This is a genomic window from Pseudomonas sp. LBUM1643 (assembly GCF_059716215.1).
In genome coordinates, this window is sequence record NZ_CP166813.1 from 4403250 (window position 1) to 4415192 (window position 11943).

Annotated in this window: 11 protein-coding genes; 9 read left to right on the plus strand and 2 right to left on the minus strand. The window is 59.5% G+C overall.

The features are described 5' to 3' along the window. Positions 1–3 precede the first annotated feature (3 nt). Positions 4–819 (plus strand): gamma-carboxygeranoyl-CoA hydratase, encoded by an 816-nt coding sequence (locus ACA063_RS19845; RefSeq protein ID WP_497663043.1) that lies wholly within the window; start codon positions 4–6, stop codon positions 817–819. After that, entirely contained in the window at positions 819–2768 is a 1950-nt protein-coding gene (locus ACA063_RS19850) for an acetyl/propionyl/methylcrotonyl-CoA carboxylase subunit alpha (RefSeq protein WP_497663044.1), read from the plus strand. Before ACA063_RS19845 ends, ACA063_RS19850 begins: the two co-directional genes overlap by 1 nt. A 39-nt stretch (positions 2769–2807) precedes the next feature. Here the strand turns inward: ACA063_RS19850 and ACA063_RS19855 are convergent, their stop codons facing one another. After that, positions 2808–3455 (minus strand): LexA family protein, encoded by a 648-nt coding sequence (locus tag ACA063_RS19855; RefSeq protein ID WP_497663045.1) that lies wholly within the window; start codon positions 3453–3455, stop codon positions 2808–2810. Between the two features lie 130 nt (positions 3456–3585). Here ACA063_RS19855 and ACA063_RS19860 point away from each other — a divergent pair, with 130 nt between their 5' ends. The 6 genes from ACA063_RS19860 to ACA063_RS19885 all read left to right on the plus strand — a co-directional run bounded on the left by ACA063_RS19860 (position 3586) and on the right by ACA063_RS19885 (position 9979). Beyond that, positions 3586–3924 (plus strand): DUF6124 family protein, encoded by a 339-nt coding sequence (locus tag ACA063_RS19860; RefSeq protein ID WP_497663046.1) that lies wholly within the window; start codon positions 3586–3588, stop codon positions 3922–3924. A 615-nt stretch (positions 3925–4539) separates the two neighbouring features. After that, a complete protein-coding gene (gene glcD, locus ACA063_RS19865) occupies positions 4540–6039 on the plus strand; it encodes a glycolate oxidase subunit GlcD (RefSeq protein WP_497663047.1) in 1500 nt (499 codons plus the stop codon). Next, complete coding sequence (gene glcE / locus ACA063_RS19870; RefSeq protein WP_497663048.1) at positions 6039–7103, plus strand: glycolate oxidase subunit GlcE; 1065 nt, start codon at positions 6039–6041, stop codon at positions 7101–7103. The genes glcD and glcE overlap by 1 nt, the downstream gene beginning before the upstream one ends. A gap of 3 nt (positions 7104–7106) precedes the next feature. Then, positions 7107–8324, plus strand: a complete 1218-nt coding sequence (gene glcF, locus ACA063_RS19875; protein ID WP_497663049.1) for a glycolate oxidase subunit GlcF — start codon at positions 7107–7109, stop codon at positions 8322–8324. Between the two features lie 19 nt (positions 8325–8343). Continuing rightward, the gene (locus ACA063_RS19880) at positions 8344–8745 is read left to right on the plus strand and encodes a heme-binding protein (protein WP_497663050.1); all 402 of its coding nucleotides are present in this window, start codon (positions 8344–8346) and stop codon (positions 8743–8745) included. A gap of 82 nt (positions 8746–8827) precedes the next feature. After that, positions 8828–9979, plus strand: coding sequence for a M14 family metallopeptidase (locus ACA063_RS19885; protein WP_497663051.1), 1152 nt, complete (start codon positions 8828–8830; stop codon positions 9977–9979). A 127-nt stretch (positions 9980–10106) separates the two neighbouring features. Here the strand turns inward: ACA063_RS19885 and ACA063_RS19890 are convergent, their stop codons facing one another. After that, a complete protein-coding gene (locus tag ACA063_RS19890) occupies positions 10107–10553 on the minus strand; it encodes a winged helix-turn-helix transcriptional regulator (RefSeq protein ID WP_497663052.1) in 447 nt (148 codons plus the stop codon). Between the two features lie 94 nt (positions 10554–10647). Between ACA063_RS19890 and ACA063_RS19895 the strand changes: the two genes are divergently transcribed. Then, positions 10648–11850 (plus strand): MFS transporter, encoded by a 1203-nt coding sequence (locus ACA063_RS19895; protein ID WP_497663053.1) that lies wholly within the window; start codon positions 10648–10650, stop codon positions 11848–11850. Positions 11851–11943: the final 93 nt, after the last annotated feature.

Here is an 11943-nt window from a genome sequence, read left to right on the forward strand (position 1 = left end):
AACATGAACGACTTCAATACCCTGGAACTGCAAACCGATCCTCGGGGTTTCGCCACCTTGTGGCTCAACCGCGAAGCAAAGAACAACGCGTTCAATGCCGAGATGATCCGCGAATTGATCCTCGCGCTGGACAAGGTGTCGAGCGATACCAGCCTGCGATTTTTGTTGCTGCGCGGACGCGGCAAGCATTTCAGCGCCGGTGCTGATCTCGCGTGGATGCAGCAGTCGGCCGAACTCGATTACCACACCAACCTCGACGACGCCCGGGAACTGGCAGAGTTGATGTACAACCTCGGCAAACTGAAAATCCCGACACTGGCGGTGGTGCAAGGCGCAGCATTCGGCGGCGCCCTGGGCCTGATCAGCTGCTGCGACATGGCGATTGGCGCCGATGACGCGCAATTCTGCCTGTCGGAAGTACGCATCGGCCTGGCGCCAGCCGTGATCAGTCCGTTCGTGGTGCAAGCCATCGGCGAGCGGGCGGCACGTCGCTATGCCCTGACCGCCGAACGTTTTGGCGGCCAACGGGCACGGGAAATCGGTTTGTTGTCGGAGAGCTATCCGCTGGCAGACCTGGAGCAGAAAGTCGCACAGTGGATCGACAACCTGCTCCTCAACAGTCCGGCCGCCATGCGTGTCAGCAAAGACTTGCTGCGTGAAGTCGGCAACGGTGCACTGACCCCGGCGCTGCGGCGCTATACAGAAAACGCCATCGCCCGCATCCGCGTCAGCCCCGAAGGCCAGGAAGGTCTGCGGGCCTTTTTGCAAAAACGTCCGCCGAGCTGGCAAGCCGCAATCACCCCCCAGGAGCCACGCTGATGAGCACACCTGTTATCACCACCGTGCTGGTCGCCAACCGCGGTGAAATCGCTTGCCGGGTGATGCGTACCGCCAAGGCGTTGGGCCTGACCACCGTGGCTGTGCACAGCGCTATCGACCGCGAAGCCCGACACAGCCGCGAAGCGGATATCCGCGTCGACCTGGGTGGGAGCAAAGCCGCCGACAGCTACCTGCAAATCGACAAACTGATCGCAGCGGCCAAGGCCAGTGGCGCCCAGGCGATTCACCCCGGTTATGGCTTTCTCTCGGAAAATGCCGGCTTCGCTCGCGCTATCGAAAGCGCCGGTATGGTCTTCCTCGGCCCACCCGCCTCGGCGATTGACGCCATGGGGAGCAAGTCCGCTGCCAAAGCCCTGATGGAAACCGCTGGCGTGCCACTGGTGCCCGGTTATCACGGCGAAGCACAGGACCTGGATACCTTCCGCGAGGCCTGTGAGCGAATTGGCTACCCGGTGTTGCTCAAGGCGACGGCAGGGGGTGGCGGCAAAGGCATGAAAGTGGTCGAAAGCGTCAGCCAACTGGCAGAAGCCCTCGCCTCGGCCCAGCGTGAAGCCCAATCCTCGTTTGGCGATTCGCGCATGCTGGTCGAAAAGTACCTGCTCAAACCGCGCCATGTGGAAATCCAGGTCTTCGCCGACCAGCACGGCAACTGCCTGTACCTCAACGAGCGCGACTGCTCGATTCAGCGTCGGCATCAAAAGGTTGTTGAAGAAGCACCTGCTCCAGGCCTGAGCCCGGAACTGCGTCGCGCCATGGGCGAAGCGGCTGTACGTTCCGCGCAGGCGATCGGATACGTCGGCGCCGGCACCGTGGAATTCCTGCTGGATGCGCGCGGTGAATTCTTCTTTATGGAGATGAACACGCGCCTGCAAGTGGAACATCCGGTGACCGAGGCCATCACCGGCCTCGACCTGGTGGCCTGGCAGATTCGAGTGGCGCAGGGTGAAGCGCTGCCGATGACTCAAGAGCAGGTTCCACTGATCGGCCACGCGATTGAAGTGCGGCTGTACGCAGAAGACCCGGGCAATGATTTTCTACCTGCCACCGGTCGTCTGGAGTTGTATCGCGAATCTGCCGAAGGTCCGGGGCGTCGTGTCGACAGTGGCGTGGAAGAAGGCGACGAGATTTCGCCCTTTTACGATCCGATGCTCGGCAAGCTGATTGCCTGGGGTGAAGACCGGGAGCAGGCGCGGTTGCGGTTGTTGAGCATGCTCGATGAGTTTGCGATCGGCGGTCTCAAGACCAACATCAACTTCCTGCGCCGCATCATCGGCCATCCCGCCTTTGCAGCAGCAGAGCTGGATACCGGCTTTATCCCGCGCTATCAGGAACAGTTACTGCCAGCGCCCGCCGACCTCAGTGACGAATTCTGGCAAGCGGCCGGGCAAGCATTTGCCCAAAGCCTGACATCTTCTACGCGCACTGATGACCCGAGTTCGCCATGGAGCAGCAGAACAGGCTTGCGGTGCGGATTGCCGAAAGAGATCACCCTGCACCTGAGCTGTGAAGGACAGGACCGGGCGCTGACGTTGGGCGATACGCGCTCGGCACAGCTTCGGGGCGAGCACCTGCTGACCGAGCAAAACGGCATGCGCCTGCAGCATCGGGCGATCCGCCGGGACGGCATTGTCTACTTGCAATGGGAAGGTGAATTGCGTCGCATCGAGTCCTACGACCCGATCAGTGCCGTCGAAGCCAGCCATAGCCATCAGGGCGGGCTCACCGCGCCCATGAACGGCAGTATCGTGCGGGTCCTCGTAGAGGCCGGGCAAACTGTCGAAGCCGGCGCGCAACTGGTGGTGCTTGAAGCCATGAAGATGGAACACAGCATCCGTGCACCCCACGCGGGCGTGATCAAGGCACTTTATTGTCAGGAAGGCGAGATGGTCAGTGAAGGCAGTGCGTTGGTCGAGCTGGAGGGCGCCTGAAATGAAGATCGGTCCTACGCATGACCAGGACCGATCTGATTAGAATTTGAAGGTTGCCTGTACGACCACGCCGATCATACGGCAGTCATCGGTGAACAGCATTTTCGGATACGTGGGATTGAGCGGGACCAGGTAACGCTGCCCGCCCTCTTCGACCAACTTGCGAAAGGTCGCACTGGCGCTGCTCGGCCACCGGGCGATCACCAGTTTGCCGGGGATCGCTTCGACGTTAGGGTCCACCAGAATCAACATGTCTTCGCCGATACTGAGGCCGCTGGGTGCTGTCATGGCGTCGCCCTCGACCCTCAGCCAGAACGCCCCCTCTCTAGCATGGTAATCGGACAGCTCGAAACGCCTCTCGCCGTACACCGGCAACTCACCATCACGCACGTGTCCCGTTTCCCGCCAGTCACTGACCGGGTAGCGAAAGTAAGGGTTATATTTCTTCGTCAGAGACAGCTCGTCATCTTCTGAAGCCTCGGTTTCTCTGATGACCATCGCCACTTCGAGAAACTCCAACCCCAGTGCCTGCAAGACCCGGTTCATGTCTTCAATGCTGGGCTGGCGGCGTTTTTTCAGCCAGTGACCCACTCCACCCTGGGACATCCCGAGACGTTCAGCGAGTATCTCTTGAGTGATGTTGAGGTCACTCATCTTGGCCTTGACCAATTCAATCCATTTATCCATGTGCGGCACGATACGGCGGCTCCTGCCTGGCTGCAAAACACAACTTGTATTATTTCAGTTCTTGTAACAAATACATAACGTATTAGGATTTATTCAGGGATCTGAACCTACTACGGAGTCTACAAACACCATGACCTTACCCGGCATAGAAGCACCCGGCATGCTCGACACAACCCTGCACTCTCCTCAAGGCAACGCCGCCGCACAGCGGGCACTGGACTATTACCTGAAACCCGCTGTTCTGGATGAGGTGACTGAAGAACGCTTTTTCGATGTAAACCGCAGCATCAGCGGCGAAGAAGCTCTGGTCCACGCTTCGGACCTGATGCGGTGTGCGGCTGCGATTGCCTACGAATCCGCCAGCAATCTGCAAGGCGCCAGCCGCGATCTTGCGTTCTCGACGGTCCACATGATCGACATGGCAAGGGCAATGGTTGACCGTGCACTCAAGTCTGATCAGATCAAATAAAAAGGAAGGGCACGGACGACGACGGGAAAGAATATTCCCGTCGGGCAGGTAAAATCATTTGACTTGTAAACGAGAATGATTATTATTGCATCAGCTGATCGCGAGATCAGTCGATGGACCAAGAGGCCTTAGGTCGGTCTCCTGGACTATCTCCTCATCAGGCTAATCACGGTTTTTGACCCGGCTTTTTGCCGGGTCTTTTTTTGCCGGTTCAACCGGCTTATGGCTTCAGGCTAATGAAGTCTTTACGTGTTGCAAATTCGATGGCGCGGATGATATCAAAAGAATATCCGTTGGCAAGAGAAGCCCGGCTACATTGGCCCAAACTAATGAAAAATAGCACTTGAGAATCAATCGCACAGTCTCTAAGCTGCGTCGGCGTCAAGGAAGACGCCCCCCATTTCCCCCGTTTCACCCCTCTCCAGCCGCACCAAAAACGCTTACGTTCACAGGCTCATAAGCCGCTGTTTTACCTCCGATTCCCACGCGCATCTCGAAACACCTCATCAAAAACTGTTTCTATCGGCCCAACAACAGATAGACAGTTGGACGCGTGCGGCCAATGATGAAAGCGACAGGCCTCTTATAAAAACAAAGGAGTGTCGTGAAACGCCTATGAACATCCTCTACGACGAACGCGTCGACGGTGTCCTGCCCGACGTTGATAAAACCGCGCTGTTGCACGCGCTGCAAACGCGACTGCCGAATCTGGAAATCCTGCATCAGCAGGAAGAACTCAAACCGTACGAGTGCGACGGGCTGTCAGCCTATCGCACCACGCCTTTATTGGTCGTTCTCCCGCGTCACCTGGAAGAAGTACAAGCTGTACTTCAGGTCTGCCATGAACGGCGGGTGTCGGTTGTCGCCCGTGGCGCCGGAACCGGTTTGTCCGGAGGTGCATTGCCCCTGGAAAAAGGCGTGTTGCTGGTGATGGCGCGCTTCAACAACATTCTGCAGATCGACCCTGCCGCCCGCACCGCACGGGTTCAACCGGGTGTGCGCAATCTGGCGATCTCTCAAGCTGCAGCCCCTTATGGACTTTATTACGCGCCGGACCCTTCCTCACAGATCGCCTGTTCCATTGGCGGCAACGTTGCGGAAAACGCCGGTGGCGTGCATTGCCTGAAGTATGGTTTGACCGTGCACAACGTACTCAAGGTCGAGATCCTGACGGTCGACGGTGAACACCTGACGCTGGGCTCGAACGCGCTCGACTCCCCGGGTTTCGATCTGCTGGCATTGTTCACCGGTTCCGAAGGCATGCTCGGGGTCATCACCGAAGTCACGGTCACACTGCTGCCCAAGCCGCAGACCGCCAAAGTGCTGCTGGCGGCGTTCGACTCCGTCGAGAAAGCCGGTCGCGCGGTCGGAGACATCATCGCCGCGGGCATCATTCCCGGCGGACTGGAGATGATGGATAACCTGGCAATTCGCGCCGCCGAAGATTTCATTCACGCCGGTTATCCAGTCGATGCCCAGGCTATCCTTCTGTGTGAACTCGACGGCGTTGAAGCGGACGTGCACGAGGATTGCGACCGCGTGCGCCAGGTGCTGGAACAGGCCGGGGCGACCGAAGTCAGGCTCGCCAAAGACGAGGCCGAACGGGTGCGCTTCTGGGCCGGACGCAAGAATGCGTTCCCGGCGGTGGGTCGACTGTCTCCGGACTACTACTGCATGGACGGCACCATCCCCCGGCGTGAGTTGCCGGGCGTACTGCAGGCGATTGCAGCGTTGTCGACCGAATACGATCTTCGCGTGGCCAACGTGTTCCATGCCGGCGACGGCAACATGCACCCGCTGATCCTGTTTGATGCCAATCAACCGGGCGAGCTTGATCGCGCCGAAGCCCTGGGCGGCAAGATCCTTGAGTTGTGCGTGAAAGTCGGCGGCAGCATAACCGGTGAACATGGCGTGGGTCGGGAGAAAATCAATCAGATGTGCGCGCAGTTCAACAGCGATGAATTGACCGTGTTCCATGCCGTCAAGGCCGCGTTCGATCCGAGCGGTTTGCTCAATCCTGGCAAGAACATTCCAACCCTGCACCGCTGCGCCGAGTTCGGCGCCATGCACGTTCACATGGGCCAGTTACCCTTCCCCGAACTGGAGCGATTCTGATGCGCAGCGAACAGGATTTCGATGACAGCGGCGCGCTGCTGGAGCAGGTCAATCAGGCGCTGCAGAACGCCACACCATTGCGCATTCAAGGCTCAAACAGCAAAGCGTTCCTGGGGCGCATCGTCGCAGGTGAAGTTCTCGACACGCGCGCCCACCGGGGCATCGTCAGCTACGACCCGACTGAACTGGTCATCACCGCACGGTGCGGCACACCTTTGTCGCAGCTCACTGAAGCATTGGACGCCGCGCAACAGATGCTGCCCTGCGAACCGCCTTCCTTTGGCGAAGGCGCGACCGTGGGCGGCATGATCGCCAGCGGGTTGTCGGGGCCAAGGCGGCCATGGTCAGGCTCGGTCAGGGATTTTGTACTGGGCACTCGCGTCATCACCGGCCATGGCAAGCATTTGCGATTTGGTGGCGAGGTGATGAAGAACGTGGCCGGTTATGACCTGTCGCGGCTGATGGCTGGCAGCTTTGGCGCCCTTGGGGTGATCAGCGAAGTCTCGCTCAAAGTCCTGCCGAAACCGCGTCAATGCCTGAGCATCAGCCTGGAAATGGACAGCGACCGCGCCTTGCTGCGCCTGGCGGAATGGGGCCAACAACCCTTGCCGATCAGCGCCGCGTGTCACGACGGTCAGCGTCTGCACTTGCGGCTGGAGGGGGGCGAAGGTTCGGTGGCGGCGGCGCATGACCGCTTGGGCGGTGAGCGGCTGGATTCTTCCTATTGGGCGGATCTCAATGAACAGCGCTTGAGCTTTTTCGATGAAGTCCAGCCGCTCTGGCGACTGTCCGTCCCCCACAACACGCCTCGGCTTTCCCTGCCGGGCACGCAAATCATCGACTGGGGCGGTGCGCAACGCTGGCTCAAATCCGACGCCGAAGCGGCGTTCATTCGCCAGGTTGTCGAGGAAGTCGGCGGGCATGTGACCTGCTACAGCCATGGCCTGATCGACAGCCCTTTCCAACCGTTGACGGCATCATTGATGCGTTACCACCGGAGCCTCAAGCAACAACTCGACCCTCGGGGAATCTTCAACCCCGCACGCCTGTATGCGGAGCTTTGAGCCATGCAGACCACCTTGAGCGAACACGCCCGCCAGCTACCCCGTGCCGAAGAAGCAGAAAGTATCCTGCGCTCGTGCGTGCACTGCGGTTTCTGCAACGCCACCTGCCCGACATATCAACTGCTTGGCGATGAACTCGATGGACCCCGGGGCCGCATTTACCTGATCAAGCAAGTGCTGGAAGGTAACGAGGTCACGCAGAAAACCCAACAGCACCTTGATCGCTGCCTGTCCTGCCGCAACTGCGAAACCACCTGCCCGTCTGGCGTCGACTATCACAACCTGCTGGATATCGGCCGCGCGGTGGTCGATGCAGCGGTGCCGCGCCCACTCGGCCAACGGTTGCTGCGCGAAGGATTGCGCGGTGTCGTGCCCAATCCGGGTCTGTTCAAGGGGCTGGTCAACAGTGGTCAAGTGTTCCGCGCCCTGCTGCCCGACAGCCTGCGAGTCAAATTGCCACGCAACAGGGCGCCCGCCAAACCACGTCCGACTACGCGACACGCTCGGCAGGTGCTGATACTCGAAGGCTGCGTTCAGCCAGGCCTGTCGCCCAATACCAATGCGGCGACATCGCGGGTCCTGGACCGATTGGGCATCAGCATCACGCCAGCGCGGGAGGCCGGATGCTGCGGTGCGGTGGACTATCACCTGGATGCTCAGTCCGCAGGGCTGGACCGCGCCCGACGCAACATCGATGCCTGGTGGCCGAGCATCGAAAACGGCGCCGAAGCCATTGTGCAAACCGCCAGCGGTTGTGGTGCCTTCATCAAGGATTACGGGCATTTGCTCGAAAGCGATCCGGCGTATGCCGACAAGGCGAAAAAAGTCAGTGCCCTGGCCAAGGATCTGGTTGAAGTGCTGCGCGATGAGCCGCTGGAAAAACTCGCCGTACACAGTGACCAGCGCCTGGCTTTCCATTGCCCCTGCACGTTGCAGCACGCACAAAAACTCGGCGGCGCCGTTGAAGCGGTCCTGCTTCGGCTAGGCTTCAACCTTACTGCCGTGCCTGACAGCCATTTGTGCTGCGGTTCGGCGGGCACGTATTCGATCACCCAACCTGAACTGTCCAGACAATTGCGCGATAACAAACTCAATGCCCTGGAGAGCGGCCATCCCGACGTCATCGTCACGGCCAATATCGGCTGTCAGTCCCACCTGGATGGTGCAGGTCGAACCCCCGTTCGGCACTGGATCGAACTGGTCGAAGCCGCGTTGCCTTGACCGACCACTGGAGATTCACATGAAAAGCAAAGCCGTGTTGAGCCAGACCGAAGTCAGCCAGATCCTCACTGCCGCCCGCACTGAAGCCCAGAACAATCAATGGGCCGTGACCATTGTCGTCGTCGACGACGGCGGTCATCCCCTGGCGCTCGAACGCCTCGACGGGTGCGCCCCGATAAGCGCCTACATCGCCACGCAAAAGGCTCGCACCTCCGCCCTGGGCCGTCGCGAATCAACCGATTATGAGGAGATGGTCAACGGTGGGCGCTTTGCATTTTTGTCCGCCCCCATGCTCACTTCACTGGAGGGCGGCGTGCCGATCATTGTCGATGGCCAGGTCATCGGCGCGGTGGGGGTGTCCGGCGTGAAAGCCGAACATGATGCACAAGTGGCCAGAGCGGGCGCCCACTGCATCAGATGATCGGGGGGGGATTTTTTCTACCCGCCGGACCGCTTCCCAGCGTGTAAAGTACCAGCCATAAAATCAAATTCAGGAATCGACGATGGCCGTGGCTAAATCCTCTTTTGACATCAGCGCAAACTTCGACAGCGGCAACATTGAAGTGCTGGATATCAGCAATCCGCTTCACGCGCTCCTGGCCATCAAGCCAGACACGCGCAGCCCTCATTTTCAGTGGTTCCACTTCAAGGCCAGTGGTCTGCACGTCGGTCAGGAGCACTGGTTTCGCCTGAGCAATGCCAGTAAATCCTCCTACAACAAAGCCTGGGATGGATACCAGGCAGTCGCGTCCTACGACCACGTCAACTGGTTCCGGGTGCCGACCATCTTCGAAGGCGACTGCCTGCGCTTCAGCCTCGAAACCACCGCCACCCATGCCTGGTTCGCTTACTTCGAACCCTACAGCCGTGGCCGCCATGACTGGTTGATCGAGCAGGCGCTGAACAAGGCCGGCACCGAACTGCTGGCCACTGGCAAGAGCGTCGAAGGCCGGGACATTCAGTTGCTGCGCAAAGGCACCCGTGCCGAGGGCCGGCGCAAGGTCTGGATGATTGCCCAGCAACACCCGGGCGAGCACATGGCCGAATGGTTCATGGAAGGCGTGATCGAGCGTCTGGAGCATCACGACGATCCCGTGTTGAACAAACTGCTGGCCAGCGCCGACCTTTATCTGGTCCCGAACATGAACCCGGACGGCGCCTTCCATGGTCACCTGCGCACCAATGCAATGGGCCAGGACCTGAACCGCGCGTGGCAGAGCGCCAGCCAGGAGATGAGCCCGGAAGTGCTGTTCGTTCAGCAGCAGATGGAAAAACATGGCGTCGACCTGTTCCTCGACATCCATGGTGATGAAGAAATCCCTTACGTGTTCACCGCCGGTTGCGAAGGCAATCCCGGTTATACGCCAAGGATCGAGCAGCTCGAAACCCGCTTTCGCGATCATCTGAAGCATCTGACCAAAGACTTCCAGACCAAACACGGCTACACCCGAGACAAGCCGGGCGAGGCCAACATGACCCTGGCGTGCAACAGCGTCGGCGAAAAATTCGACTGCCTGTCGCTGACCCTGGAAATGCCCTTCAAGGACAACAATGATGCGCCGAACCCGATCACGGGTTGGTCGGGGAAACGTTCGAAGCAGTTGGGCAAGGATGTGTTGACCACCGTGGCGGACATGGTCGATACGCTGCGCTGATCCTGTTTCAAAATTAAAAGATCAAAAGATCAAAAGATCAAAAGATCAAAAGATCAAAAGATCAAAAGATCAAAAGATCGCAGCCTGCGGCAGCTCCTACAGGAGCGCCGCAATCCCCTTTTGCCGTTCAATCGGCAGCGATTCGCACACAATCCTCGGGCCCCAGCAACCGCCCATCCTCGGCACGCAATTCCAGGGGCCGCAGAGGCAGACCGTGTTCGCGGTCAACCAGCCGCGAATGCGCCTCCCCTTCCTCAAAGAAAAACGCCTCCCCCCACTGCCGCAATCCGATGATCAGCGGGAATAAACCCTTGCCCTTCTCAGTCAGCACATATTCCTGATAAGCGCTGCCATCCGAAGCCGGCACCAGGTCGAAAATTCCGTGGGCCACCAGTGCGCGCAATCGCACCGACAGGATGTTCTTCGCCATGCCCAGACTGCGCTGGAACTCACCAAACCGGCAAATGCCGTCAAAGGCATCGCGCACGATCAGCAACGACCAGCCATCGCCAATGGCTTCCACGGATCGTGCGACCGGGCATTCGGCGTCTTCGATGCTTATACGTCTGACCATGTCCGAATCCACTGAAACAAATGTGGTTGCAATATAAAACCAGATTCCCTACCGTACAACTGGTTTTAATTTGAAACCACTTTGGGAGTTCGGCATGAAGCCTGATCATCATGTACTCAGCAGCGCCGTGGTGCTGCTGTTCGCTGTCGCCTGCGGACTGGCAGTCGGTAACGTTTACTTCGCTCAGCCCCTGCTCGATGCCATGGCCGTCGCGTTTGCCATGGATCCTGCAACCATCGGCATTGTCGTCACACTGACCCAGGTCGGGTACGGCGCGGGTCTGTTGCTGTTGGTGCCGCTCGGCGATTTGCTGAATCGCAGACGGCTGATCATCACGCAAACACTGCTGTCAGCCGTGGCCTTATTGATGATTGCGTGCGCGTCGAACAGCACCTGGCTGTTGATCGGGATGACGTTGACCGGGCTACTGGCGGTGGTGACGCAGGTCCTGGTGGCTTACGCCGCGACACTGGCACTCCCGGCGCAGCGAGGGCGCGTGGTGGGCGTGGTCACCAGCGGCATCGTCGTCGGCATTCTGCTGGCCAGGACGGTAGCTGGCGGCATGGCGGATCTGGCCGGCTGGCGCTCGGTGTATCTGTTGTCGGCGGGCTTGACCCTGGCCATGGCGCTGCTGTTGTTTCGCGTGCTGCCCAAGCACGAGGACAGGCAGCCCGACAGTTCTTACGGCGCGCTGCTCGGCTCGGTTTTCACCTTGTTCAAGGAAGAGCCCGTGCTTCGTCAGCGGGCGATTCTCGCGCTGCTGACCTTTGCCAGCGCGATGGTGTTGTGGACGCCGATGGTGCTACCGCTAAGCGCCCCGCCGCTGTCGTTGTCTCATACCCAAATCGGCTTGTTCGGCCTGGCGGGCGCCGCCGGCGCGCTGGCAGCCGCTCGCGCCGGGCACTTGGCTGATCGGGGTTGGGGCCAATGGACCAGTGGCTTGTCCCTGTTGTTGATGTTGGCCTCCTGGCTGCCGATTGCCTTCACTCAATCTTCTTTATGGGCCTTGTTGCTGGGCGTGATCACGCTGGACCTGGGTTTACAGGCCGTGCACGTCACCAGCCAGAGCATGATCTACAGCGTGCGCCCCGAAGCCCAAAGCCGACTCACCGCCGGGTACATGCTGTTCTATTCGATAGGCAGCGCCTTGGGCTCGATCGGCTCGACGGCAATGTATGCCTGGGGTGGCTGGCTCGGGGTGTGTTTGCTGGGTGCAGGGATCAATGCCGTGGCGTTTATTTACTGGTGGAGCACGCTCGCCCCCAAAAACAAACCCGCTGAAGTGGCGTTACTCTGACAATGTAGGAGCTGCCGCAGGCTGCGATCTTTTGATCTTGATCTCAAAACAAGATCAAAAGATCGCAGCCTGCGGCATCTCCTACAGGGACCG